Genomic DNA, 24,472 nt, shown 5'->3' with positions numbered 1-24,472 from the left:
GGCTCCCATACGGAAGCCTTTAGTTTATTAGAAAATCCGAATCTTAAACTTAGGAAAGAATGTATTCCTTGTTCAGAACTCGAATGAAATCGCGTTTGATATCTTTTGGACAAGCTGCTTCGCATTCGTATTGGTTTGTGCAATTTCCGAATCCTTCTTTGTCCATAGCGTTTACCATGTTTTTCACGCGTTCTTTCTTTTCCACTTGTCCTTGTGGAAGAAGCGCTAAGTGAGAAACTTTTGCGGAAACGAATAGCATCGCAGAAGCATTCTTACAAGAAGCAACACAGGCACCGCAACCGATACAGGTCGCCGCGTCCATTGCTACGTCCGCATCTTTCTTCGGAATAGGAAGTGCGTTCGCATCCGGAGCTCCTCCGGTATTGATGCTTACGAATCCTCCGGCTTGGATCACTCTATCGAAAGCGCTGCGATCTACTACTAAATCCTTGAGCACTGGGAATGCCTTCGCTCTCCAAGGCTCGAGATAAATGGTATCTCCATCCTTGAAGGTTCTCATGTGAAGCTGGCAAGTAGTGACTCCAGGAAGAGGGCCATGAGCCTCTCCATTGATCATAATATTACAAGAACCGCAAATACCCTCTCTACAATCGTGTTCGAAGGCGATCGGATCCTCTCCCTTTACGATCAACTCCTCGTTGACCACGTCCAGCATCTCAAGAAAGGACATATCGGGAGAAACTCCCTTTGCATCGTAATTTACGATCTTGCCTTTCTCTTTTGAGTTTTTTTGTCTCCAGACTTTGAGTTTGAGGTCCATTATTTGTAGCTCCTCGTAGCGAGTTTAATGTTCTCGAATTCCAGTTTTTCTCTGTGCTCTGTAGGTTTTGCACCCACTCCTTTCCATTCCCAAGCAGTAGCGTGACAGAACTTATTGTCGTCACGTTTTGCTTCTCCGTCGTCCATCTGGTGTTCGGTACGGAAATGTCCTCCGCAAGATTCTTCTCTTGTAAGAGCATCTAAGCAGAGTAGTTCTCCGAATTCCAAGAAGTCGGCAACTCTTCCTGCTTTTTCAAGGGATTGATTTAGCTCAGCTCCGGAACCTGGAACGTTTACATTCTTCCAGAATTCGTCTCTGATCTGAGGAATCTTAGTAAGTGCTTCTTTTAAGCTCTTCTCGTCTCTTGCCATACCGCAATTATTCCACATGAGTTTTCCTAACTCTTTGTGGAAGGAGTCGACAGTTCTCTTTCCTTTGATGGAAAGAAGTTTGTTTGTCTGCTCGTTAACGTCGGATTCTGCTTTTTTGAACTCGGCATGATCTGTAGAAGGAGTCTTACCGAATCCAACTTCTGCCAGATAATTTCCGATCGTATACGGAAGAACGAAGTATCCGTCTGCAAGTCCTTGCATTAAAGCGGAAGCTCCCAACCGGTTCGCACCGTGATCAGAGAAGTTTGCCTCACCGATCACGAATAGACCTGGAAGATTGCTCATTAGGTTATAATCTACCCAAAGACCGCCCATGGTGTAGTGAACTGCAGGATAGATCCTCATCGGAACTTTGTATGGATTTTCTCCAGTGATCTGCTCATACATCTGGAATAGGTTTCCGTATCTTTCCGCGATTGTATGTTCTCCTAAGCGTTGGATCGCTGAAGAGAAGTCTAGATAAACTCCCTGTCCACCTGGCCCTACACCGAATCCAGCATCGCAAACTTCTTTTGCAGAACGAGAAGCGATATCTCGAGGACAAAGGTTTCCGTAGCTTGGATATTTTCTTTCGAGGTAATAATCCCTTTCGCTCTCAGGAATATCCGCAGGATTACGAGTATCTCCCTGTTTTTTTGGTACCCAAATCCTTCCGTCATTACGAAGAGATTCAGACATTAGAGTCAGTTTGGATTGATGATCTCCAGATACAGGAATACAAGTAGGGTGGATCTGAGTGTAGCAAGGGTTCGCGAAGAAGGCACCTTTCTTATAAGCTCTAAAGGTTGCAGTTACGTTAGAACCCTTCGCGTTAGTCGAAAGATAAAATACGTTACCGTATCCGCCGGAAGCAAGAACCACCGCATCACCTGCGTGAACACTGATCTTACCTGTAACCAGGTCTCTGATGATCACACCTTTTGCATGACCATCGATCACAACTAGGTCCACCATCTCAGTGCGAGGATACATCTTCACATTTCCCAAACCGATCTGGCGAGAAAGAGAAGAGTAGGCTCCTAATAGAAGCTGTTGTCCCGTTTGTCCTTTAGCGTAGAATGTACGGGAAACTTGAGCGCCACCAAAAGATCTATTGTCTAAGTGACCGCCGTATTCACGAGCAAATGGAACACCTTGAGCCACACATTGGTCAATGATGTTTGCGGAAACTTGAGCTAAGCGATAAACGTTCGCTTCTCTCGCTCTAAAGTCTCCTCCTTTGATCGTATCATAGAAAAGACGATAAACAGAGTCACCGTCATTCTGATAATTCTTGGCAGCGTTGATACCGCCCTGAGCTGCAATCGAGTGAGCTCTACGAGGGCTGTCTTGAAAGCAGAAAGTTTTTACGTTATAACCAAGCTCTGCAAGAGTAGCGGAAGCGGAACCCCCCGCAAGACCGGTACCGATCACTATGATGGTATACTTTCTTTTGTTAGCAGGGTTTACCAATTTGATATGGGATTTATAATCATCCCATTTCTTTTCCAATGGACCCGATGGGATTTTGGAATCTAAACTCATAATTATTGCGCTCCTGAAACTTTCACAAAGTTAAGAAGTACGGCAACCGGCATAGAGCAGTTACCTACGAAGATAGTCAGTGCATAAAGGATCGCGAATGCGTTCGTTTTCGGAGCCCAGAAAGGAGTATTGAATCCCAGAGTCTGGAAAACGCTCGTAACTCCATGTCTAAGGTGGAATGCGAGAAGAAGCATTGCTACTATATAGGAAATGGAAACGTAAATGTTCTTAAATCCTAAAACAACCATGGAATACACGTCGTGTCTTTGCTTATCGCCGATCGTTTCATGAAGAGCGAAGTTTTCAGGTTGGATCTTTCCGAACGTGAAGTGAAGCAAATGATAGATTACGAAGGCGAGGATTACGGAACCTGTCAATGCCATGTAACGGGAAGAAAGAGTCGCTTGGATCGTGCTATTTTTTACGTAGCCAACCGGTCTCGCGGCCTTGTTTTCCAAGGACAATTGGATCGCGTAGTAAACGTGTAAAACGAAAGCGACCAAAAGAATTCCTCGAGCTAACCATAAAAGTCCGCCCAAGCTTTGTAGGAACTCGGCATAAGAATTAATCTTGTCCGGTTCTTGGAAGATCTGGAGGTTCCCCAGCATGTGTACGAATACAAAGCCGAAGAAAATGATACCGGTAATCGCAACGATAGTTTTTCTACCGATGGAAGACCTTAGATATCCAGCTTGAAAATCCATTCAAAATCTCCTGTGAGGATATAGGAAGAAGTCATCGATTTGTGTGAAAAAGGATCGGGAAACATACCGAACGTTCGGCCCGATGCCCCTACAAAGTAGGATAAAAAAACAGGTTCAGACGAAAAGCACTTTTAAACGAAAAGACAAAAAATGGACATTCTATGGAGAAAGTTTAGACTTGGTCTCATTTAGCACGATCCGGAAATTTGGAACATTATAATATGCTTGGATTAGATCCATTTCGGACTTTATATCTCGAAGATCTCCTAGAGGGAAAAAAGGAAAAGTCTACTCGCTTCGAGGAAAAGACCGGTTATTTTTATTTTAGAGGAATGAAATTATCCAGAGTCGGCTTTGGAGGATATCGCGTATCCTTGAGAGATCCCGAACATAGAGAGGCTTTGGAATTTTCCCTTCAGTCAGGAGTGAATCTTATCGATGTTTCCTCCAATTACGGAGACGGAGAAGCAGAGAACTTGGTTGGGCAAGTGCTCCGCAAGAGTTTTGCAAAAAAGAAGAGTTCCAGAAAGGAAATCTTCTTAGTCACGAAAGTAGGCTATATCCAGGGAAAGAATATGGAATTAGTCGAATCCAGGAACAAGGAGAAGGTTCCTTTCCCGGAAATCACCTATTACCAGCCAGGATGCTACCATTGCATTTCTCCTGAATTTTTAGAGGACCAATTAGAGAGGTCTCGCAAAAGGCTCGGACTCTCCGTCATTGACGCCTTCTTACTTCACAATCCTGAATATTTTCTAATGCACTCCGAGAAGAAGGGAGTTCCGCGGGCCGAGGCTAGAGTGGAATATTATCGAAGGATACGAGAGGCTTTTCTTTTTCTGGAGAAGAGTAAAAAGGAAGGGAAGATCCAGTATTATGGGATCTCAAGTAATACCTTTCCAGTCCCAGAAGAGGAGTATTCTCATAGTTCTTTGTCGAAGATACTACAAATCGCAGAAGAAGTCGGCGGCAAAGAGCATGGATTTGCCGTGGTCCAATTCCCCGGCAATTGGTATGAGGATGGATTCATTAAAAACCGGAACTCAAACGGAAAAACTCTTCTAGATCTATGCGAAAAGTTTGATCTTCTTCCACTGATCAACCGACCTTTGAATTCTTTTCGGGCAGGACAGGGAATGATTCGCCTCTCTTATTCCAGTACAAGCGGAGAAGAAGGGGAAAATCCGTCGAAGTTACTACAAATCCTCGAACTCGAATCTTCTCTCACTGAGAGACTAGGGGCAAATTCTCAGAAGAACACACTTTCCACATTGTGGAATGAATACGGCGATCGGATCAAAACGGAAGAGCAGTTCCAGATCTTACTTGAAAAATCATGGATCCCTCTTTTGAGGCAGACAGTGGACGAACTTTCCACCGAACACGGAAAAGAGACCGCCGAGGAATATATCCGAGTATTGAATACCGTATTGCCTTATTTGGAGGAACAGATCCGGATCCGTTCTTCCGAAAAACTCGCAAATCTTTATACGGACCTAATTGCAAAATTTCATTCAGAAGGATACAAACCTATAAGTCTCTCTTCTTTGATGGTGATCGATCTTGCATCTATATTAAAAAATGGGACAGTATTGTTAGGCATGAGAAGAAGAAAGTATGTAAGGGACATTCTTCCCATTTTTCAGAATCCGCTTCCTAAGATCGATCCCGCACATTGGGGAGAACATGGAATTTGATCCGGAAATACTCTCTATTCTAGAAAAGATCAAAACGGAAAAAGAGGCAAACTCTACTTTCGATTTTGCTTGGTCACAAGGAAGAAAACTTTACTTGGACGGAAGATATTTCGAGCTCCATGAAGTATTTGAATTTCAATGGAAGAAGGAGACTGGAGGCAGACGCTTTCTGCTGCATGGATGGATCCAACTTGCGATTTCCTTAAATAAGATTTTCGTTAAGCCTAATATTCGAGGCGCTAAAATGCAAGCGGAGAAGGCGAAGCAAAAATTCGAGAGCCTTGCTTCTACAGGAGAACTGTCTTCCATTGGAGAAGAATGGAACAGAGACATCATCGAATTTCTAAATGGACTCTTGTCCTTATTTTCGGGAGAAGAAAGTTGGGATATCGAACAAATTAGAAGACTTTCTCTTCCAAAATTCCAGACTGACGGAAAGGAATGGTTTGCACCTTTCGTTTTTAATATACAATGAATCCGGATTATGGAATTGACTGACCCTAAAAACACGAAGCAGGAAACCGGCTTTTTCGAATCCGGCGGATATAAACTCGCTTATGCAAAGAGAGATAACGGAAAAGGCAGAGCGTTGCTCATGCTTCACGGCTTCATGGATTCCTCTCAAACATTCCTGTTCCAAGAAGAATTTCTCTCCGAATATTTCGATCTCTATCGCTTCGATTATCGAGGACATGGCGACTCTGAATGGCTGAGAGAAGGTTTCTATCATTTCATGCTTCCTCTTGTGGATACTAGAAGCTTCATCACTCAATTCTTACCTGAAAAATTCCATATCTTAGGTCATTCCATGGGAGGAGGTTTGGGTTCTCGGATTGCCGGCCTTTATCCCGACAGAGTGGAAAGTTTAGTCGCCTTGGAAGGATTCAGTTCGATTCCGGATCCTGAAAAAGAAAGGAGAAGGTTCCGATCTTGGCTGGATTCCTGGGAGATCAGTCTTGCAGGGAAGGATAGAAAGCGCCAAAAAAGTTTTCGGTCTGTCGCGGAGGCTGCAGCAAGGCTTGCTCCAATGTATCCTAGACTTCCTGAAGATAGACTTTTAAAGATTACGGAAACCTTAACTAAACCCAGCGAGGATGGGTTTATGTGGAAGAGCGATCCTTCTTATAAAAATGGTCCTCCTGTTTTTATTAGTCCTCAATTTACTAGACATCTTTGGGAAAGCATTTCCTGCCCGGTTCTGGTAATCTATGGAAAGAAAACCCACTTGGCCTTGGATGATTCGAAAGAAGTCTTTTCTCATATTAAAGATTTAACATATACTGAGATTGAAGATGCTGGCCATAATATGCATCACGATCGTCCGGAAGCGGTGGTTGGCCTTCTTCGTGAATTCTACCAAACAAATTTGAAGTAAATAAGTTTAACGTACTACTGGGTGTCGTCTAACGTAAAATTTATTCACGGATGTTAAGTACTAAAAATTCTTGAGACATAAAGAATTTATGAGGAATTAAATAAAAAAAACTTGTACTTTTACCGTACTCAAATACGCTTCCTCCCAACGTTTGGTAGTAGGGAGCGCACATGGTGAGCAGCAAATTTAAAGAGCAATTAGAAAGATACGTGAACTATCGTGGAATCGATATCATCTTACATCTAAAAGACGGTTCCGTAGTCGAATTGGATAAAAATCGCAGACTCATCGGAGAAGAAATCGTTTACTTCCCAGAAAAATCCAGCCCAAGTAAAATTTCCTTAACAATGATCCAGAAAGCGGATCTATTCGTAGCCTAAACAATCTGTCTCTGAGAGAGAATTCTCAAAGAGTCTAAAAGATCACCACCGGGGATGTCCCCGGTGTTTTTGTATCCGATGAGAAAAAGATAGCGGCTTAAGCCAGGTCTTGGATCAGGACTTCTATTTCTCGGATCTTAGCAAAATCCTTTTCCGTATAATTCAGAAAAACATCATATTCCGAATCGGAAACTCGGTCACACTTGATGACTTTCATAGGGATATCAATGGACCCTGATAGGCTGATCATTCCTACTTTTACGAATAGGTTGGTTCCTGGTTCCATTGGGATGTCCGTTCTATGAACGATTCCCACCAGAACATTTTCCGCAATCCTGAGCTTGGAATTGTCCAGCACCTGAAAGCCTACATTAAGGGTAGAAGGGATTCTATTGTATTTCATGGCGGCGTCCTCCCGATCATTCCTTTGAAGGTTAATTTAGATCGCTTACGTTCCGATTAAGATCCCCTTACGATATCGAGAAAATCCATCGGACCAGCGCTCCTTACTTAAGAAGCAAGTTCTATACCAGTAATTCCTTATTTGGCTGGGGATCGGAAGAAATTCGTGCAATGCACTAAAATATTATGTCTTTCTCTAATATAACGAACGAATTCGGAAATGTAGCAGGAGATTGAATGGATTTCTAGGTTTTTGAAAGTGTAAACAGAGCTTTGTAGGAGAAATGAGATCTTGCATTTAGGAAACTTCTTCCAATATGCAAAGGTTCAAATGCTAATTTATTAAGCGAAATGGTTCCATTTAGTTCTTAGTTTGGAAATATTTTATTCCGAAATCGCTTTTCTAAAAGAGCGGGATCGTTTCCCTGAGAGAATACAAACGTAAGTGTTTGGCCTAAGCGATCTTAGACCAAACCAAACAAAATGCAGGAAGGTTTCAGTAGAGAATTCTGGTTTTGATGGAACCGGGATGTTTCTCTATTCTTTCCTTCAGCTCGTCGCCTACGTTCATATTGATGACCATAGAAAGATATCCGATTTCTGCGCTAGTTCCCAGATGTTGAGAACTGATATTGGCCCCAATTTCCGAAACCATGCTGTTGATATCTTTCAAGAATCCAGGTTGGTTCTTGTGAACGTTTAGGATCCTGTACATTCCCTGCGGGATCGGGTTCAATTCCAGATTCGGAAAATTCACCGCAAACGTAGTAGAACCATTGTTTACAAATTTCAAAAGTTTACTCGCAACCTCTGAACCTATATTCTTCTGAGCCTCTTCTGTAGAGCCTCCGATATGAGGGGTCAAGATCACGTTTTGTAGATTCTGCATAGGAGTGATAAACGGATCGTTATTGGATTCCGGTTCTTCCGGAAAAACATCTACTCCTGCTCCTGCAATATGGCCCGCCTTGATCGAGTCGGCCAATGCCTCCAGATCTACTACCTTTCCTCGGGATAAATTTATGATATAAGCGCCTTTCTTGGTGGCTTTGATCTCTTTTGCTCCGTAAAGATTCATCGTTTCCGGAGTTTCAGGAACATGGAAGGTAACGAAATCAGAAACAGAAAGTAACTCTTGGTAAGAGTCGATCGGAGTTGCATTTCCTAAAGGAAGTACAGTCTGCACATCATAATAAACCACTTTCAGGCCCATCGCTTCCGCGAGGACGGAAACTTGGCTTCCTATATGTCCGTATCCTACGATTCCTAAGGTCTTTCCTCGGACTTCGAAGCAATTTTTAGAGATCTTATTCCAGACCCCGCCGTGGGTGTTTCGAATATGATCCGGAACTCTTCTGGCTAACATTACGACTTCTGCGATTACTAATTCAGCTACGGAACGAGTATTAGAGTAGGGAGCATTGAAAACGGGAATTCCCTTCTTCTCCGCTTCTGCCAGATTCACTTGGTTTGTGCCTATGCAAAAGCAGCCTACGGTCATCAGTCGTTTCGCCTTATTCAAAACCGGAGCGGTAACATTGGTCTTACTTCTGATACCGAGAACATGAACATTTTCGATCTCTTTCAAAAGCTCTTCCTCGCTCAGCGCTTGGGGAAGAAGGCGAACATTGAAACCGTCTTTTTGGAAGAGGTTGAATGCATCTTGGTGCACGTTTTCCAGCAGGAGGACATTGATCTTTTCTTTTGGATAGGAAATCATAGTTCTATTGCCATGGAACTTTTCCACTGCTTCTCTGAAAACGGATTTTTTACTTCACCTTTCAGGCAAGTGGGGAAGAATGGAGCTGAAAATCTACCTGGGAGATTTATATCCGACTCATGTTTGCCCGAATTTCTCTTCCTTCTATCGCGTCCCTTTTTCTTTCCTTCCTAGTTATCGCTCTTCCGGGTTGTTCTGCAAGAATCCAGGTTTTGCCGGAGCCGGTAGTGGAGCAGACAGTTTTACGTTCCGGGCCGCTTTGTCCTACGTCTTGGTTTTGCAGTCAGGGTAAACCCGGATCTTTGAATTTTAAGGGAATCTTAAATAATAAGACGGGAGATAAGCCTCTCTTTATCGAATACTATATGAGTTCCTTCGAGGAAAGCTTTCCGATCGGGATCTCGATCAAGTTGGATCAAACCTGGCATAATCTCAGAAAGACTTCTACCGACTTCGGAGATACAGTTCGAGTCGTTTCCATTCTTCCTGCGGATTTAACGGATAAGGTATTAAACGCGAAAGAGATCCAATTGAGTTTTTCTTCCAGAGATAATACGACCACTTTCGCGCTTTCTGCTTCGAATGCGGATGGTCTGAAATCCCTTCTAAAGGATCTGAAAGAAAAACTGGATGCCCAGTCTAAATTAATGATTACGAATCACTAATTTAGTTTTTTCTTATTCCGGTCTCATGAGCGGGAAGAGAATGGTGTCGCGAATCGAATGAGAATCGGTAAGAAGCATTACTAATCTGTCTATTCCGATCCCAAGTCCTCCCGTAGGTGGCATTCCGTATTCGAGGGCTCGGATATAATCTTCGTCCATCATGAACGCTTCGTCGTCTCCTGCTTCTCTCTGCTTTACTTGCTCTTCGAATCTTTCTTTCTGATCGAAAGGATCGTTTAGCTCTGAGAAAGCATTTCCGATCTCTCTGCCTACGATATAAGGCTCGAATCTTTCCACATAACCTGGATTATTCGGATTTGATTTTGCTAGAGGAGAAAGCTCTTTCGGATAATCCGTAACGAATACTGGTTGAAGAAGATTCGGCTCCGCTTTCTCCGAGAATACTTCGTCCGCAACTTTCCATATAGAAGTGCATTTGCTTGCATCTACCTTGACAGAAGAAGCTTTCTCTTTTGCTTCCTCTAAGGTTTTTACTTGGGAGAAGTCTATTCCGGAATATTCTTTGATAATATCCACGTATTTCACTCTTCTCCAAGGAGGGCTGAGATCGATGAGATCATTCCCGTATTTAATCTTAAGAGTACCACAGATCTTTTGGGCAACCTGAGTGATTAGTTTCTCTGTAAGTTCTAACATCTTGCCCATATCGCCGTAAGCCATATAAGCTTCCATCATGGTGAACTCTGGATTATGCTTGGTAGAAGTTCCTTCGTTCCTGAAGTTGCGATTTAATTCGAAGACGCGGTCGAGTCCGCCTACGATCAGCCTTTTTAAGTAAAGCTCAGGCGCGATTCTTAGGAATAGCTGCATATCCAAAGTATTATGATGAGTGACGAAAGGTCTAGCTGCGGCTCCCCCTGCGATCGGTTGCATCATTGGGGTTTCTACTTCTAAGAATCCTTCAGAAGTGAGAAAATTGCGGATCTCAGAAACGATCTTACTTCTTGTAATGAATGTATCTCGTACTTGATCGTTGACTACTAGATCCACGTAGCGCATTCTATATCTTTGCTCCACGTCTGCGAACGCATCATATACAACGCCGTCTTTCTCTTTCACAACTGGAAGAGGGCGAATGCATTTTGCAAGTAGAGTGACAGAGGTTAAATGAAGAGTCGTCTCTCCCTTTTGGGTTTGGAAAAGATATCCTTCAATCCCGATCAGGTCTCCCAAATCGAAACTTTTGAATAAGGAATAATTCTCTTCTCCAAGATCATCTCTAGTTGCATAGAGCTGGATGACACCACTCTTGTCTTTCAGATGGGCAAAGCTTGCCTTTCCCATGACTCTCTTGGAATGAAGTCTTCCGCCTAAGAGAAACTTTTTGTCCGGGCCGCTTGGATTCTTAGCATAGCCTTCGATCAAGGAAGCTGAGTCTGAATCCGGAAAGAACCGAATCGGGTAGGGATCGATTCCCTTCTCCTTTAAGCCTTCGATTTTTTGGATCCTTTGTTGTATGAGTTCGTTCGTTTCTTTGAGTTCTTGAGACATTTCTAATTTCCTAATATGATCAAATATAAATGCTTTGCGAGTCTTCCTAAGATAGACTCCAAGCTTTTAGGTTTCAAAAACCAGTCGCTTGAGCCGATTCCTTCCGGCACTTTGGAGACTGCGATATAGATCTCAGCAGGTTCCAAAACGCTTCTATATAAACGAAGAAGAGTGGCCGAATCGAATTCCTTTCCTATGAGAAGAAAAGTCTTCCACTGACGATCCAAGGCGATCTTCAGAAGTGTTTTGGGAAATTCCTGAGGTCCAGCCTGGATTGTGTACACGAGGACCTTATTTTCATCCACTCCAAGAGACGTTAGGTATGCTTGGAGTGAGTTCGTTACATCCGAGGAGATACCTATATCGGATTCTGGAGTAACGGGAGAATATAATACTACGATAACTGGGGCTAAGCCTTTTTTCCAGAGGGCAGCTGCTTGTTTGAACTTATCTTTTTTTCCAGTTTCGATCGCTTCTACGATGAGTGCGTCCGATTTTTTTGGATCCGCTTTCGATACCAAGAGAAAGGGAGCGGAGAAGAACAGAATGAGGAAAAGAAGAAGTAATCCGAAAAAACCATAAGAAACAAGTTTGGCTTTATCTAAGAATTCTTTAACGGAGAGAGGACCGGATGCCATAAAAGTTCTACTGAGGATTCGATTTTTTCGAAGTGAGGAGAGGTCTTTTAGGTAGAAGCATTTGCTCGAGAGGGGACTCGAACCCCTACACCGAACCGGCACAAGCACCTCAAGCTTGCGTGTCTACCAATTCCACCACCCGAGCGGTCGCGATTGACAGCATGGGTGAGGGCTTGGACCTGTCAAGGAAATTCGATCAAGTATTCCGACTTAGACCAGTTGGTATTTCTTCTTCTGCTTTTTGTCTTCCGGATCCAACTTGAATCTTTCCGGATGGAAAACTATATCCCAGTATCTGCGAGCATAAGCAACGACGCCAAGGATCAGGATGAGAACAAGGACATAGCCCGAATATTCAGGATGCTGAAAGAAGTGAGTTTCTTCCAAAAGGGGACCGACCAGAGGAAGGGTCATATACCAGAGCACGCTTACTGCAACGAGCCCGACTCCGAATTTTCCCCACCAGTTCGGTTTTCCTTGGATTCCTCTCTTTAAGTAGAGAAATCCACCTAACCAAACTCCCAAGAGCTCTCTTAGGATATAAATGAGAAGGATCCAAAGTGGAAATTGATAGTAATGAACGATCACGGAAAGACCGCCTATGGTTACGATCTTATCGCAAATCGGATCTAAATATTTCCCTAATACCGATTCTTGGCTGAGCAAACGAGCCAAGAATCCATCCAGAAAATCAGTGAGAACTGCGAGAACGCAGGTACCGATCGCAAGGAGTAAATATTCACCACTACGAGGGGACTCTATATGTTTTCGAGTGAATTGAATGAAAAAAGGAAGAAGTAGGACTCTGGATACGGATAGGAAATTAGAAAGAGTGAAGATCCTATCTTCCAATAAATCCTTTGGCTTTTTTTCGTGGAGCATCTATCTTGGGCCGATTTCTATCGGAAAAACCGATCTTTGGGAAAGGCTATGGAAGGGACTTAAAAATTCATCCCTTTTTCAGAGAAACGAATTGACCCACGAGATCGCTTGGAAATTATGTTCTTCATAAAAGGAGCTGTAGCTCAGCTGGTTAGAGTGCCTGCCTGTCACGCAGGATGTCGCGGGTTCGAGTCCCGTCAGCTCCGAAATTCCTCTCGTCTTACTTAATAAAATCTTTCACAACTTCCACTGTGTGAACCGGATCTTCTTCTTCCGGAATATGACCCAGAGTATCAAAGAAGACAAGTTTGCTTCCTGGAATGTCTTTATGAAAACGTTCCGCATTTTCCGGAGGAACTAAGCGGTCCAATTTTCCCCATAGGATCAGAGTAGGGATACGGAGTTCGCGGATGCGATCTTCCATCTCTCCGGGTTTCATCTGTTGGAAACGCTCTCCCAATGCTTTTCGATTTCCTTCTCTTAAAGCGAGATCATAATATCGATCGATCTGTTCTTCAGTTACTTTAGAAGGATCTCCGTAGGTATTTTTGAGACTGGAAGCAATAATATTTCTGGGTAAAATGCTGTTTGCGATATTGCGAAGTATCGGGATCCTCGCGATCCGAAATGCTATCGGGACGGAAAGTGATACAGCTTTGTATCCGCCGGAATCCACTAAGATCAATTTTTCAAAGCGATCCGGATGCTTGAGAGCGGTGTACCAAGCGATGTTCCCGCCGAGAGAATTCCCAGCAATGATAGAACGTTTTATTTCTAGATGATCTAAAACAGCCATTACAAATTCTGCATATCGATCCATGGAATAATTATGATCCGGAGAAGGTCCTGTTAAACCGAAAGCAGGCATATCGAATCGAATTACTCTGCGGGAAGATCTTAAATTTTCTGTCCAACCATCCCAAGTATGCAGGGACGATGCTGTTCCGTGGATCAGTACAAGAGGATGAGGATCTGTCTTAGGGCCTTCATCGCGCAAATGCACTTTCATACCGAGCACATCGATAAATGTAGAAGGAGGTGCAGCCCATCGTTGCAGTTCACTTACGGGTTTGTCAGAAGCCCAGGTTGCTCCGATATAGATTGCTACTACAATGAGAAGGAATAGCAGGAAACCTACTGTAAGCTTTGCCAATCGTTTCCAAATATTGTTCATAAAATTAAATTACTCCGGATTAAATAAATTCTTCCGAATCTTTTTTCAGGATAATCTCGCCGGTCTCTTCCAAATCTCTTAAAAGCGTTAGAATACTATTTCTCGCGTCAGTAATTTCTTTGAGAGTTACCTTGCCTCGGATTTCCATACCTTCCAGGATATCATTTGCTCGGTTCTTTGACATTGCCTCAAAGAAATGAGACTTGATCCCTTCTGCAGCGCCTCTAAGTGCAACTGCGATGATATCATCTCCTCCCAATCGATTGATTAGGATTCGCATTTCCTTAGAATTGAGTAGCAACACATCTTCGAAGGTATAGAGTTTTTCTCTCACTTGAGAAGCAAGTTCCGGAGAATGCTCTTCTAACTCTTTCAAGATCGTTTCTTCCATGGATTTGTCCATGTGGTTCAGGATGCTTGCGAGAGCTTCCGCTCCTCCTGCTTCGCTGAACTCGGATTTGTCCCTTTGCTCGTACTTCTTCTTTAAGACTTTTGCAATTTGTCGGATTGCATCCGGATGAGTCTTGGTTGTATTTGCGAGACGAACTGCCACTTTGCTCTGCAATTCTTTCGGGAGGAATTTCAAAGTCTCAGCGGCTTTTTTAGGCTGCAAGAAGGCAAGGGTAACTGCAATTGTTTGCGTATGTTCCGGAGCGAGAAGATGGGCCAATGTCTGCGGCTCTGCATCGTTCAAAAAGGAAAAATCCTCTTCCGTATCTCTTCTATCTAGTTTTCCTAATATACTTTCGGACTTTTCCTTTCCGAGGGAATGATAGAGCAATTCTCTTGCGGTATCTATCCCTCCTCTTGATTCTCCGGTAAGATCTTTGAGTGAATCCTGAAAATCGAGTAGGGCGGCTTCTTTATCCGCCTTGGAGACGGATTTGATCTTGGCCATTTCTTGGACGATCTCTTCGATCAGCTTTTCATCCAATTGGGCCAAGGCCTTGGCTGCCGCTTCCTTTTCTAAGGAAAGAAGCAATAATGCTGCTTTTTTTACTTTTTGGTCTCGAGCAATTAGATTGGAGTCCTTGTCCACTTTCCCTTCCGCCAAATTGGAAACTATTAAGCGAGTAGTCGAAGCGGATGCTCTAGAAAATTTCGGAATACTTCCAACCAGCCGGCACCGACCGCGCCATCTACCACTCTATGATCGCAAGAGAGGCAGACTGAAAGAGTCTTGCCTGCAACGATGGCTCCGTTCTTGATCACCGGTTTTGCCACCACATTCCCTACGGCTAAGATCGCCGCCTCGGGTTCATTGATAACTGCAGCGAAACGATCCACACCGAACATTCCCAAATTGGAAACGGTAAATGTTCCGTCCGAAAACTCTTCCGGTTTGAGTTTCCTCTCCCTTGCGCGGGAAGCAAGCTCTTTTACCGTTTTACCGATCTCGAGAACGGAACGCCTGTCTGCATTCCTTACATAAGGAGTGATAAGCCCGCCTTCGATGGAAACTGCGACCCCAATATCTACTCTTCCATGCTTGAGAATATGATCCTCTCTCCAGGACGAATTTACTTCCGGAACTTTGCGAAGTGCGAGTGCCGAGGCGCGGATAATAAAATCGTTCAAGCTGAGTTTGATCTCTTCTCCCGACGCTTTTAAGTCAGCGTTGAGGTTTTCGCGAAGAAGGGCCAAAGGTTCCGCATCGATTTCCATATCCAGATAGAAATGAGGCTGGTGAGTCTTGGAGTGAACTAGGCGGGAAGCGATTGTCCTTCTCATTCCTGAAATAGGAAGTTTTTCCTCTTGGAATGCTTGTCCTGCAAAAGGAGAAGCTGATTCGAAGGTGGAAGAAATCCCATTTTCAATATCACGTTTAATGATCCTTCCATCGGGGCCTGTGCCTCTAACTCGAGAGAGATCAATTCCTGATTCTTGGGCGAGCTTTTTGGCAAGAGGGGAAGCTTTGATCCTTCCTTCCAAGGCAGAGTTAGAAAGACCTCGAGTGACGCTGGATTCTTTTACAGGCTCAGGTTCTTCTGTTGCGACTACAGGAGAAGGGGAAGAGCTTACTGCTGGTACTGGTTTTTGTGTCTCGGCCTTTTTCTCCGGAGAAGGGGCTGCAGGAGCACTCGCTTCCGAAGAAGGGGAGGCGATCGCTCTGGATTTTGCCTCGGCGAGAATTGCTGAAATATCTTCTCCTTCTTTTCCGATGACTGCAACAGGAGCACCTACTGGTAATTTTGCTCCTTCTTGAGCCAAAATCTCCAATATTACCCCTGCGTCGAAGGCTTCCATTTCCATGACAGCCTTATCCGTTTCGACCTCGGCGAGGATCTCTCCCGGGGCAACAGAGTCTCCCTTCTTCTTGAGCCATTTGACCAGAACTCCTTCGGACATCGTCGGAGAAAGTTGGGTCATCTCGGATATTTTTGCCATATAATTTTGCCTAATTATAATATATTAATATTAGAATATTCTGAATTACTTAATCATGCTTCTGACTTTATTAATTATCTTTTCTTCGCTCGGAAGGGAAGACCTCTCCAGGTTGGCCGCGTAAGGCATCGGCACATCTTCTTGAGTTATCCTTTCAACCGGGCAATCCAGATAATCGAATGCGTCCTTTTGAATGAGATACGCAACCTGTGCTCCGAATCCTGCCACATTCCAACCTTCTTCTACGATGAGAGCTCTGTTCGTTTTTCGAACAGAGGCAAGAATTGCTTCCTCATCTAAAGGACGGATGCTTCGTAGATCCAGTACTTCGACGGAAATGCCTTCTTTTGCTAATTTTTCAGCAGCGGGAAGCACATACATGAGCGCGCGAGACCAACTAACAATGGTAAGTTGGGTTCCTTCTCTTTTAATATCAGCCTTTCCCATAGGGATGGAGAATTCTCCTTCGGGAACTTCTCCTTTGCTTCCGTATAATACTTCGCTTTCTATAAAGATGGTAGGATTATTATCTCGAATGGAAGTTTTTAGGAGCCCGTATGCATCTGCTGGAGTATAAGGAGCGAGCACCTTTAACCCAGGAATATGAGCATACCAACTCTCGAAGGACTGGGAGTGCTGAGCTGCCAATCTTCCCCCGGCGCCTCCTGCACCTCTAAATACGATCGGAATCGGAAATTGTCCCGCACTCATATAATTCATTTTTGCGGCTGAGTTGATGATTTGATCTATCGCAACAAGTGAGAAGTTCCAAGTCATGAATTCGATGATCGGTCTTAGGCCTACCATGGCGGCGCCAATTCCGACTCCTGCAAATCCATTCTCCGAGATAGGAGTGTCTATCACTCGTTTCTCTCCGAATTTTGCGAGCATTCCTTGGGAAACCTTGTAGGCTCCTTCATAGTGTCCTACTTCTTCTCCCATGAGAAAGATATTCGGATCCTTCTCCATTTCTTCAGTCATTGCTCTATTGAGAGCTTCTCTATATGTTAGGACTGCCATTATACGTTCTCCGCATAAACATGTTTATAGAGCCAGCCTAAAGGAGGTTCTTCACTTTTCTCCGCGAAGTCCACTGCCTCTTCTATTTGCTTTGCGATGGTCTCATCCAATTTAGAAAGATCTTCTGTAGCCCAGCCGGAACCGATCAGGTCTTTTTCGGCCTTAATAAGTGGGTCACCTTGTTTATATTTTTCTAATTCTTCTTTTGTTCGATATTTTGCAGGGTCGGACATAGAATGTCCTCTGAATCGATATGTGGAAATTTCCATCAGAGTAGGACCTTCTCCTCTTCTAGCTCTTTCGACTGCGACCTTGACGTGGTCTCTTACCTTGCGGACCTCGTCCCCTTCAATATGATCTCTAGCAATATCATAGGCTGCGGCTCTTACAGATACATCTTTTACGGATAAGGCTCTATATTCAGGAGTTCCCATCGCATAATGATTGTTTTCGCAGATCATTACGAGTGGAAGTTTCCAGATGGCTGCTAAATTCATTCCTTCATGAAAGGAGCCGATATTGGCAGCACCTTCTCCAAAGAAGCAGAGAGTGACTGCTTGGTCTTCTCTATACTTAGAGGCGTACGCGATCCCAGCTGCGAGAGAGATATGGCCTCCTACAATGCCGTGGCCACCCATGAAGTTTTTCTTTTTATCGAAAAAGTGCATGGAGCCGCCGTTTCCGGATACGATCCCGGTCTTCTTTCCGAATAATTCCGCCATGAGAGACTTTGGCTCTAAGCCTCTTGCGAGTGCGTGCCCGTGATCTCTATATGTGGAAACTATATAATCTTTTTCTTCTAGAGCGGAGATTGCTCCTACGCCGACTGCTTCTTGACCGATGTATAAATGGCAGAAGCCTCCTATCTTTCCCATGCTGTATGCTTTGGCGGAAGCTTCTTCAAAGCGACGGATCAGGAGCATTTGTCTGTAGAGTTCGAAAAGATCTTGGGTTTCTTTTTTTGTTTTAGGTTGGCTCATAGTGGGTAGGGGAATTTTAAAACAATCACAAACTATCGTTGTGGAACTGGGATATGCAAACCGATTTCGAAAATTCTCGAAAAAAAGGAAAAGCTTCTGCAGGAAAAAATTTTCCTTTCCTTAGGAGAAGTTTGCGATTTCCTTTTTCTGAATGAACTCTGCTCGAACGATTCTTGTTACTGAAGATGAACCTGGGATCATTGATACGATCCGTATGGTCCTTGAGTCGGAAGGCTTTCGGGCTTTGACTGCGATGACTAGCAAAGATTGTTTTGCTCTTATGTCCGAATCTCCGGATCTACTTGTATTAGACGTCGGCCTTCCTGATTCGAATGGGTTCGAGGTATTAAAAGAACTTAGAAAGAAATATTCTATCCCGGTAATATTGCTCACGGCAAGGGAATCCGAACTGGACAAGGTTCTCGGCTTAGAACTAGGCGCCGATGATTATATGATAAAACCGTTTAGCCCGAGAGAATTGGTCGCTCGGATCCGTGCTGTGCTTCGAAGATACGACGGGAACACGGAAGAAAAGTTTACAGATTTCGTAACGGACGAGGAAAGAAAGCTCATTTATTATCACGGAAAGTCCTTAAGTCTAACACCTTACGAATATAAAACTCTCGTATTATTCATCAAACGAAGAGGTAAAATTTTTACCAGAGAGGAAATTATGGATTTGGTCTGGACCGAGCCGGAAGATAGTTTTGATCGAGCGGTGGATACTGTGATCAAAAACTTGAGAGCTAGACTAAAAGAGATTCGTCCCGACTTGGATCCTATAGAGACCAGAAGGGGACAAGGATATGGTTTAAAGGAGTCCTTATGAGTCTTTGGATCCGGATCATCGTCGGTTTTTTTTTGCGTTCTCGATCGGATTTTATTACCTAGTAGATAAGATCGAAGAATCGATTCGACCACGTTACATGGAAACTGTCGAAGAGTCCATGAACGATACGGTTTATGTTCTCTCTTCTCTTATAGAACAAGAACTTTTAAAACATCCCAATCTTCCATTTCAATCCAATATCAACCATGTATTAGGAGATTCTTTCGAGAAGGCTAAGGGAAAAGCCTTTGAAGCTAAGATCTATAGTCATACAAAACGAAAAATTGATCTGGAGTTCTACGTAACAAACGCCAACGGAATTGTGGCTTACGATTCTTCCGGAAAGAGAACGGGAGAGGATTATTCTCGATACAACGATGTATTTCTCACTTTAAAAGGAAAATACGGAGTGAGATCGAGCAAATTAGGAAAGAATGATACGGAGAGCGCGATATTCATAGCGGCTCCCATTTATTTTAAAGGAAGGATTGCGGGAGTTCTTACCCTAATAAAACCGAAGGCGAGTATATTACCTTTCATTGATTTTGCTAAGGAAAAATTCTATCGGATCAGCCTTCTTGTTGCTGTTTTTATTTCTCTTGTATTTTGCGTAGCGGTTTATTTTATTTTTTCCCCCATCCGAAAGTTATCCGGTTATGTTTCAGCTTTGCGCTCTAAGAAACGTCCTAGTCTTCCTAAGATAGGAGTCCCTGAAATCAGAGAGTTAGGGGAGCAAATGGATCAACTTGTGAGAGAGATAGCAGGCAAGGAATATGTGGAAAATTACGTGCAGGTTTTGACTCATGAGATCAAAAGCCCACTTTCTTCTATACTTGCTTCTGTAGAATTATTATCGGAGGATCCAAACAGGTTACAGCCTCTTCTTCAAAACATCCAATTAGAAAGTAAAAGGATGCAGACGGTAATCGAAAAATTATTGGAGCTCAGCGCTTTGGAGAATGTTTCCAGTTTAGAGATCCAAACAGGTTTGCGTAGTGAGGAAATTTTAACCGAAGTTGTAAATTCATTTTCGGCAGAATCTGATAGAAAGAAAATTAAACTAAGTGTATCCGGGCAAGATATTTCTTTGGATGGAAATCGATTCTTTCTAACGACTGCGTTTAGGAATCTTCTCCAAAATGCTTTAGATTTCTCTTATGTAAATACTCAGATCGGCATCCAAACTGGGATTTCCGAAAATGGGGAATGGTTTCTGGAAATCCAAAACGAGGGCCCAAATATCCCTGATTATGCTCTTGCTCGGATCTTTGAACGATTTTACTCCTTGCCTCGTCCGGATACTGGTAGAAAGAGTTCGGGGCTCGGACTTGCGTTCGTTCAGGAAGTCGCTGAATTGCATTCAGGTAAGATAGAAATATACAATTGGGCTGGGGGAGTGATTTCTAAGTTTTCCATCCCAATTCGTTCCTAAATTTTACTTCCTCACAAAATCCACATAAAGCCCTCATAATCCTCTCACAGGATTCGCAGATACTTTCCCAAAGAGGAATGAAAGTATGAGCAAATTAAAAACTTCCGTAAGCATTCGAGTATTGATTTTAGGTACGATGCTGATCGGGTTTGTGATCCCGCTATCTATGATGAGCGGCTTGGTCAGCGAAAGGCAGGAAAGATCGAGAGAAGCGGTCCAAGAAATCAATTCCAAATGGGGAGGGAGCCAAAGGATCGCAGGTCCTTTCTTGGTGGTCCCTTATAAATTGGAGAAGATCAAAAATGACAAGGAACAAGGCGAAGAGGAAGTAGATAGCGAAAGCGGAGAAATTTATATTCTGCCGGAAACCCTAACTGTAAATTCGGATCTGAAAGCGGAGAAGAGAAAAAGATCCATTTTTGAGACAGTGCTTTTTACTGGAGATTTCAAGATGGAAGGAAGTTTTAAATCTCCAACTCTTACGGATTTTCCCGCAAGAACCAAGAAAATCTTATGGTCTCAATCTAGAGTCATTCTTTCCGTTTTAGATCCGAAAGGAATCGGAAAGGATGTTAAGTTCAATTTGGCTGGAAAGGAAATGATTTTGCAGCCGGGTTCTTCTTCCAATTTTTTCCCTGCCGGACTTCATACGAAATTCGTAACAAAGGAAGGAAGTGATCACTTTTCCTTCTCGATAGAAATTCCATTAAAGGGTTCGGATTGGATTTATGTAGTCCCGACTGGAAAAACGAGCACTATCAAAATGAGCTCGGATTGGAAAGATCCTTCTTTCGTAGGTTCTATTTTGCCGAATGAAAGATCCGTAACTGAAAATGGGTTTCAAGCGGTATGGGAATCTTCTTATTTCGCAAGAAATTATCCGCAAGTCATACAATATATGAACGATTCCTATGTGGATTCCATTATAAGTTCTGCATACGGAGTTAGTTTAATCATTCCTGCCGATCAATATTTGAAATCGGAGCGCTCCCTAAAATATGCGATCTTGTTCTTAGCTGCAAGTTTTACATTGTTCTTCTTGCTAGAGATTTTCGGGGGAAAGATACTGCATCCGCTCCAATATTTGATGATAGGGGTGGCAATGCTTGTGTTTTATATTTTGAATCTTTCTCTTTCGGAACATATCGGATTCAATTGGGCATATGTATGTGCTTCTATCTCCGTATCGGCATTGATCTCCTATTATGCGGGCTCAGTACTACAGGATAAAAAGAGAGGATATCTTGCAGGAGGATATTTTACAATTCTCTACACATTCTTGTATGTGATCCTCGCCTCTGAAGAGAACGCATTGCTCTTAGGTTCATTGGCGATATTCTTCGTTCTCGCAGGATTCATGCATTTAACTAGAAATGTGGATTGGTATTCCTTTGGAGCAAAAGAGGACCAGATCCCTTCTTAATTCCATTATTTCCTTTTAGGGGATTTGATTTCCCCTGAAAGGATCTTTGCAGGCACAAATAGTATGAAATACATTTTTAATATTCCTTTTATCCAACAATTATTCGTTCTCTCCTTAAGTTGTTTTGTAAGTGTTTTCCTGATCGCCACTCGTATCTCGGTCTCTAAGGAAAAGGCATTTTCCTTTTTAATCTGGAATTTGTTTCTAGCAATTGTTCCTTTGGGAATTTCTTATTTTGCGTATGTATATTATGAATTTAGAAAGCGAAAGATAGATCTTATATTTTTGGTTTTAGGAGTCGTTTGGTTGCTCTTCTTTCCTAATGCTCCTTATATCGTAACTGACTTCGTGCATTTACGAGCTAGAAATTCTATTCCGATCTGGTTCGATATATTAATGATCTTTTCCTTTGCATGGTGCGGACTATTTTCTGGTTTTATTTCTTTGAGGATTATACAGTTGGTCTTGAATGATCGGATCAGTCAGTGGTTTGGATGGACTCTTATCGTTTTCATTTCTCCACTTACTGTTTTTGGAATCTGTATAGGTAGATTCTATCGTTGGAACTCCTGGGACTTGTTAGAAGATCCAGTTTCGCTTCTTTATGATTCTTGGAATTTTTTGCAGTTAGTGTACGGGAATTGGAAGCTAATTCTGGTATTGGGATTTTTATCCGCAGGAATGTTGTTTGCTTATCTTCTCGCTTTATCCATGGGAGAGATGAGGATGCGCTCTGTTCCGTCTCCGTTAAAAGTGAAGTCCCACTAAAGATCGGAGTAGGGGAAAATCATATCCGGGTTGCGAGCTGCAGCGGATGTTTTCGGGGAATTTTAGAGAGGATTGGATTTTTGCTTCTGCTTGAGATTCCCCCTGGCTTTTTCTAAAAAAATGCTTATGGAAATTTGCGAATCGTTCGAACCTTTAGATGAGCCCAAAGTGGCTTAAAAAAATCTAAAAAAAATCCTCTAAATCCTTTCTCTCCTACTAACAAAAACAGGCTAAAACAGCCTAAAATGATCAAAAATGACCGATTTCATGCTGAAATCGTGAAAATTAATTCCGGACCTTCTCTCCACCGAAGATATATTTGAAGGAATCTCAGAATTCTAGGGTTTTCTCTGATTTCGAGACCTTCATTTTAAATATATAAAAAAGACCAAAACCAAACCAGCGCAAGATCCCGGCACGGATGCCGGGCTCATGATCTTAAGTTTCAAGGAGGAAACAAATGATCATTAACCATAACTTAGCCGCGATTAACTCCCACCGCGTTCTGAAGTTCCAGAACAACGAAGTGGCAAAAAACATGGAAGCTCTATCTTCCGGTATGCGTATCAACCGTGCCGGCGACGACGCTTCCGGTCTTGCTGTTTCTGAGAAGATGAGAACTCAGGTGAAAGGGCTTCGCCAAGCGGAGAGAAACACTGAGGACGGCATGTCCCTGATCCAAACTACGGAAGGATATCTTCAGGAAACTAACGATATCATCCAAAGGATCCGCGTACTTGCTATCCAATCTTCCAACGGTATCTACGGTGCTGAAGACCGTCAGATGATCCAAGTAGAAGTCTCTCAGCTCGTAGATGAGATTGATCGTATTTCCTCCCAAGCAGAGTTCAACAAGATGGCATTGCTCCAAGGCGATTTCGCTCGTGGATCAAGAACCGCTTCTATGTGGTTCCACATCGGACCGAACCAGCACCAGAGGGAACGCGTTTATATCGCAACTATGACCGCTAAGGCATTGAACCTGATCAAAGCTGACGGATCTCTGTTGACCTTGTCCACTGCAGAGTGGGCTAACGAAGCAATCGGACTTTTGGACGATGCTTTAATGAAGATCAACAAACAAAGAGCAAACCTCGGAGCTTACTTCAACCGTTTAGAGCACGCTTCTAAAGGCCTGATGGTAGCTTACGAGAACATCCAAGCTTCAGAGTCGAGAATCAGGGACGCGGATATGGCAGAGGAAACAGTATCGTTCACTAAGAATCAAATCTTAGTACAATCCGGTACTGCTATGTTAGCACAAGCTAACGTAAGACCTCAGTCTGTCCTCCAGTTACTTAGGTAATTAGGACTTTCCGGCAGCGGGAGCAGTGATGCTCCCGCGCTGGGAACTTTTCTGAATTACGGAAACGGATAACTGAGAATCGACTTTGTCGGAGTGTAACGCAGATCTTGAATATTCAAAATATTTAAAGTTTTTGTAAGAGACTCTTTTCTATAAGAACCTTCATCGCTGATTATCATCGGTTTTCTGGCAGCCGTCTTTCGAAGAGGCACGGGGAAAACACTGGGATATCGCGTCTTCATACAATTCCCAATCTTTTTCCGGTTCCTTTTCTAAGGTGAAAGCCTGAGAGATAGAACCCGGATCCGTAAGGATCCGTAGCTCGATTGAGCTTTTTCGTGAGCTTATTCTTACGAAATGATGCGTTGATAAAACATCCAAAACTCTTGAGGGAGAAATGGCCTGTCGGGTGGTCCGACCGGGTCCATCCCGGAGCACCGGACAGACCATTGTCCGCGGAGGATAGGGAGATCCTCCGGA

At 43.2% G+C, this 24,472-nt stretch carries 23 protein-coding genes and 2 tRNA genes; 11 read left to right on the top strand and 14 right to left on the bottom strand.

The window, feature by feature from the left end:
- Positions 1-49 precede the first annotated feature (49 nt).
- From EHO59_RS15895 to EHO59_RS15885, 3 genes are read right to left on the bottom strand one after another with little or no spacing between them, the layout of a single operon-like run.
- A complete protein-coding gene (locus EHO59_RS15895; RefSeq protein WP_135589435.1) occupies positions 50-781 on the bottom strand; it encodes a succinate dehydrogenase/fumarate reductase iron-sulfur subunit in 732 nt (243 codons plus the stop codon).
- On the bottom strand, positions 781-2,697 hold the full coding sequence (locus EHO59_RS15890) for a fumarate reductase/succinate dehydrogenase flavoprotein subunit (protein ID WP_135589434.1): 1,917 nt from the start codon (positions 2,695-2,697) through the stop codon (positions 781-783). The genes EHO59_RS15895 and EHO59_RS15890 overlap by 1 nt, the downstream gene beginning before the upstream one ends.
- Before the next feature lie 2 nt (positions 2,698-2,699).
- Positions 2,700-3,401, bottom strand: a complete 702-nt coding sequence (locus tag EHO59_RS15885; RefSeq protein ID WP_135589433.1) for a succinate dehydrogenase cytochrome b subunit — start codon at positions 3,399-3,401, stop codon at positions 2,700-2,702.
- A 332-nt stretch (positions 3,402-3,733) separates the two neighbouring features.
- Here EHO59_RS15885 and EHO59_RS15880 point away from each other — a divergent pair, with 332 nt between their 5' ends.
- From EHO59_RS15880 to EHO59_RS15865, 4 genes are all read left to right on the top strand, one after another.
- Positions 3,734-5,098 (top strand): aldo/keto reductase, encoded by a 1,365-nt coding sequence (locus tag EHO59_RS15880; protein ID WP_246052977.1) that lies wholly within the window; start codon positions 3,734-3,736, stop codon positions 5,096-5,098.
- The gene (locus tag EHO59_RS15875) at positions 5,088-5,573 is read left to right on the top strand and encodes a DUF309 domain-containing protein (RefSeq protein WP_135589432.1); all 486 of its coding nucleotides are present in this window, start codon (positions 5,088-5,090) and stop codon (positions 5,571-5,573) included. The genes EHO59_RS15880 and EHO59_RS15875 overlap by 11 nt, the downstream gene beginning before the upstream one ends.
- A gap of 9 nt (positions 5,574-5,582) precedes the next feature.
- Complete coding sequence (locus EHO59_RS15870; protein WP_135589431.1) at positions 5,583-6,473, top strand: alpha/beta fold hydrolase; 891 nt, start codon at positions 5,583-5,585, stop codon at positions 6,471-6,473.
- Between the two features lie 170 nt (positions 6,474-6,643).
- Positions 6,644-6,853, top strand: coding sequence for a hypothetical protein (locus tag EHO59_RS15865; protein WP_135589430.1), 210 nt, complete (start codon positions 6,644-6,646; stop codon positions 6,851-6,853).
- Positions 6,854-6,950: 97 nt separating this feature from the next.
- Here the strand turns inward: EHO59_RS15865 and EHO59_RS15860 are convergent, their stop codons facing one another.
- Positions 6,951-7,256: a PilZ domain-containing protein gene (locus tag EHO59_RS15860; RefSeq protein ID WP_135589429.1), complete on the bottom strand. Its 306-nt coding sequence runs from the start codon at positions 7,254-7,256 to the stop codon at positions 6,951-6,953.
- A gap of 495 nt (positions 7,257-7,751) precedes the next feature.
- Entirely contained in the window at positions 7,752-8,975 is a 1,224-nt protein-coding gene (serA, locus tag EHO59_RS15855) for a phosphoglycerate dehydrogenase (RefSeq protein ID WP_135589428.1), read from the bottom strand.
- 119 nt (positions 8,976-9,094) lie between these two features.
- Between serA and EHO59_RS15850 the strand changes: the two genes are divergently transcribed.
- Positions 9,095-9,640, top strand: coding sequence for a hypothetical protein (locus tag EHO59_RS15850; RefSeq protein ID WP_135589427.1), 546 nt, complete (start codon positions 9,095-9,097; stop codon positions 9,638-9,640).
- A gap of 12 nt (positions 9,641-9,652) precedes the next feature.
- Here EHO59_RS15850 and lysS read toward each other — a convergent pair whose 3' ends face one another.
- From lysS to EHO59_RS15830, 4 genes are all read right to left on the bottom strand, one after another.
- Positions 9,653-11,152, bottom strand: a complete 1,500-nt coding sequence (lysS, locus tag EHO59_RS15845) for a lysine--tRNA ligase (protein WP_135589426.1) — start codon at positions 11,150-11,152, stop codon at positions 9,653-9,655.
- A 2-nt stretch (positions 11,153-11,154) separates the two neighbouring features.
- On the bottom strand, positions 11,155-11,790 hold the full coding sequence (locus EHO59_RS15840; RefSeq protein ID WP_135589425.1) for a hypothetical protein: 636 nt from the start codon (positions 11,788-11,790) through the stop codon (positions 11,155-11,157).
- Positions 11,791-11,852: 62 nt separating this feature from the next.
- Positions 11,853-11,935: transfer RNA gene (locus EHO59_RS15835), tRNA-Leu, on the bottom strand.
- Positions 11,936-12,000: 65 nt separating this feature from the next.
- A complete protein-coding gene (locus tag EHO59_RS15830) occupies positions 12,001-12,672 on the bottom strand; it encodes a CDP-alcohol phosphatidyltransferase family protein (RefSeq protein WP_135589424.1) in 672 nt (223 codons plus the stop codon).
- Positions 12,673-12,804: 132 nt separating this feature from the next.
- Here EHO59_RS15830 and EHO59_RS15825 point away from each other — a divergent pair.
- Positions 12,805-12,878 (top strand) — tRNA-Asp (locus EHO59_RS15825).
- A 14-nt stretch (positions 12,879-12,892) separates the two neighbouring features.
- On the opposite strand, the gene EHO59_RS15820 is transcribed toward EHO59_RS15825, so the two are convergent.
- From EHO59_RS15820 to pdhA, 5 genes are all read right to left on the bottom strand, one after another.
- Entirely contained in the window at positions 12,893-13,846 is a 954-nt protein-coding gene (locus tag EHO59_RS15820) for an alpha/beta fold hydrolase (RefSeq protein WP_246052974.1), read from the bottom strand.
- 19 nt (positions 13,847-13,865) lie between these two features.
- Entirely contained in the window at positions 13,866-14,885 is a 1,020-nt protein-coding gene (fliG, locus tag EHO59_RS15815) for a flagellar motor switch protein FliG (RefSeq protein ID WP_135589423.1), read from the bottom strand.
- A 26-nt stretch (positions 14,886-14,911) separates the two neighbouring features.
- On the bottom strand, positions 14,912-16,195 hold the full coding sequence (locus EHO59_RS15810) for a pyruvate dehydrogenase complex dihydrolipoamide acetyltransferase (protein WP_425460248.1): 1,284 nt from the start codon (positions 16,193-16,195) through the stop codon (positions 14,912-14,914).
- Positions 16,196-16,279: 84 nt separating this feature from the next.
- The gene (locus EHO59_RS15805) at positions 16,280-17,254 is read right to left on the bottom strand and encodes a pyruvate dehydrogenase complex E1 component subunit beta (RefSeq protein WP_135589421.1); all 975 of its coding nucleotides are present in this window, start codon (positions 17,252-17,254) and stop codon (positions 16,280-16,282) included.
- Positions 17,254-18,234 (bottom strand): pyruvate dehydrogenase (acetyl-transferring) E1 component subunit alpha, encoded by a 981-nt coding sequence (gene pdhA / locus EHO59_RS15800; RefSeq protein ID WP_135589420.1) that lies wholly within the window; start codon positions 18,232-18,234, stop codon positions 17,254-17,256. Before pdhA ends, EHO59_RS15805 begins: the two co-directional genes overlap by 1 nt.
- 151 nt (positions 18,235-18,385) lie before the next feature.
- Between pdhA and EHO59_RS15795 the strand changes: the two genes are divergently transcribed.
- From EHO59_RS15795 to EHO59_RS15775, 5 genes are all read left to right on the top strand, one after another.
- Entirely contained in the window at positions 18,386-19,063 is a 678-nt protein-coding gene (locus tag EHO59_RS15795) for a response regulator (protein WP_135589419.1), read from the top strand.
- A 4-nt stretch (positions 19,064-19,067) separates the two neighbouring features.
- The gene (gene creC, locus EHO59_RS15790) at positions 19,068-20,495 is read left to right on the top strand and encodes a two-component system sensor histidine kinase CreC (protein ID WP_135589418.1); all 1,428 of its coding nucleotides are present in this window, start codon (positions 19,068-19,070) and stop codon (positions 20,493-20,495) included.
- A gap of 85 nt (positions 20,496-20,580) precedes the next feature.
- The gene (creD, locus tag EHO59_RS15785; RefSeq protein WP_135589417.1) at positions 20,581-21,918 is read left to right on the top strand and encodes a cell envelope integrity protein CreD; all 1,338 of its coding nucleotides are present in this window, start codon (positions 20,581-20,583) and stop codon (positions 21,916-21,918) included.
- Between the two features lie 24 nt (positions 21,919-21,942).
- Complete coding sequence (locus tag EHO59_RS15780) at positions 21,943-22,686, top strand: DUF1361 domain-containing protein (protein ID WP_246052973.1); 744 nt, start codon at positions 21,943-21,945, stop codon at positions 22,684-22,686.
- Positions 22,687-23,146: 460 nt separating this feature from the next.
- A complete protein-coding gene (locus EHO59_RS15775; RefSeq protein ID WP_135589416.1) occupies positions 23,147-23,992 on the top strand; it encodes a flagellin N-terminal helical domain-containing protein in 846 nt (281 codons plus the stop codon).
- The last annotated feature ends 480 nt before the right edge of the window (positions 23,993-24,472 follow it).

The organism is Leptospira semungkisensis, assembly GCF_004770055.1.
Classification (GTDB): Bacteria; Spirochaetota; Leptospiria; order Leptospirales; family Leptospiraceae; genus Leptospira_B; species Leptospira_B semungkisensis.
This window is presented reverse-complemented; position numbering and strand designations above follow the sequence as displayed.

Excerpts from the sequence above, each read along its gene's own strand:
- EHO59_RS15830 (WP_135589424.1), bottom strand. The coding sequence starts at position 12,672 with ATGCTCCACGAAAAAAAGCCAAAGGATTTATTGGAAGATAGGATCTTC.
- EHO59_RS15895 (WP_135589435.1), bottom strand. The coding sequence starts at position 781 with ATGGACCTCAAACTCAAAGTCTGGAGACAAAAAAACTCAAAAGAGAAA.
- EHO59_RS15870 (WP_135589431.1), top strand. The coding sequence starts at position 5,583 with ATGGAATTGACTGACCCTAAAAACACGAAGCAGGAAACCGGCTTTTTC.
- EHO59_RS15875 (WP_135589432.1), top strand. The coding sequence starts at position 5,088 with ATGGAATTTGATCCGGAAATACTCTCTATTCTAGAAAAGATCAAAACG.
- EHO59_RS15850 (WP_135589427.1), top strand. The coding sequence starts at position 9,095 with ATGTTTGCCCGAATTTCTCTTCCTTCTATCGCGTCCCTTTTTCTTTCC.
- EHO59_RS15885 (WP_135589433.1), bottom strand. The coding sequence starts at position 3,401 with ATGGATTTTCAAGCTGGATATCTAAGGTCTTCCATCGGTAGAAAAACT.
- EHO59_RS15860 (WP_135589429.1), bottom strand. The coding sequence starts at position 7,256 with ATGAAATACAATAGAATCCCTTCTACCCTTAATGTAGGCTTTCAGGTG.
- EHO59_RS15795 (WP_135589419.1), top strand. The coding sequence starts at position 18,386 with ATGAACTCTGCTCGAACGATTCTTGTTACTGAAGATGAACCTGGGATC.
- pdhA (WP_135589420.1), bottom strand. The coding sequence starts at position 18,234 with ATGAGCCAACCTAAAACAAAAAAAGAAACCCAAGATCTTTTCGAACTC.
- EHO59_RS15890 (WP_135589434.1), bottom strand. The coding sequence starts at position 2,697 with ATGAGTTTAGATTCCAAAATCCCATCGGGTCCATTGGAAAAGAAATGG.
- lysS (WP_135589426.1), bottom strand. The coding sequence starts at position 11,152 with ATGTCTCAAGAACTCAAAGAAACGAACGAACTCATACAACAAAGGATC.
- creD (WP_135589417.1), top strand. The coding sequence starts at position 20,581 with ATGAGCAAATTAAAAACTTCCGTAAGCATTCGAGTATTGATTTTAGGT.
- EHO59_RS15865 (WP_135589430.1), top strand. The coding sequence starts at position 6,644 with ATGGTGAGCAGCAAATTTAAAGAGCAATTAGAAAGATACGTGAACTAT.
- EHO59_RS15820 (WP_246052974.1), bottom strand. The coding sequence starts at position 13,846 with ATGAACAATATTTGGAAACGATTGGCAAAGCTTACAGTAGGTTTCCTG.
- EHO59_RS15775 (WP_135589416.1), top strand. The coding sequence starts at position 23,147 with ATGATCATTAACCATAACTTAGCCGCGATTAACTCCCACCGCGTTCTG.
- EHO59_RS15880 (WP_246052977.1), top strand. The coding sequence starts at position 3,734 with ATGAAATTATCCAGAGTCGGCTTTGGAGGATATCGCGTATCCTTGAGA.
- EHO59_RS15805 (WP_135589421.1), bottom strand. The coding sequence starts at position 17,254 with ATGGCAGTCCTAACATATAGAGAAGCTCTCAATAGAGCAATGACTGAA.
- EHO59_RS15810 (WP_425460248.1), bottom strand. The coding sequence starts at position 16,195 with ATGTCCGAAGGAGTTCTGGTCAAATGGCTCAAGAAGAAGGGAGACTCT.
- EHO59_RS15840 (WP_135589425.1), bottom strand. The coding sequence starts at position 11,790 with ATGGCATCCGGTCCTCTCTCCGTTAAAGAATTCTTAGATAAAGCCAAA.
- serA (WP_135589428.1), bottom strand. The coding sequence starts at position 8,975 with ATGATTTCCTATCCAAAAGAAAAGATCAATGTCCTCCTGCTGGAAAAC.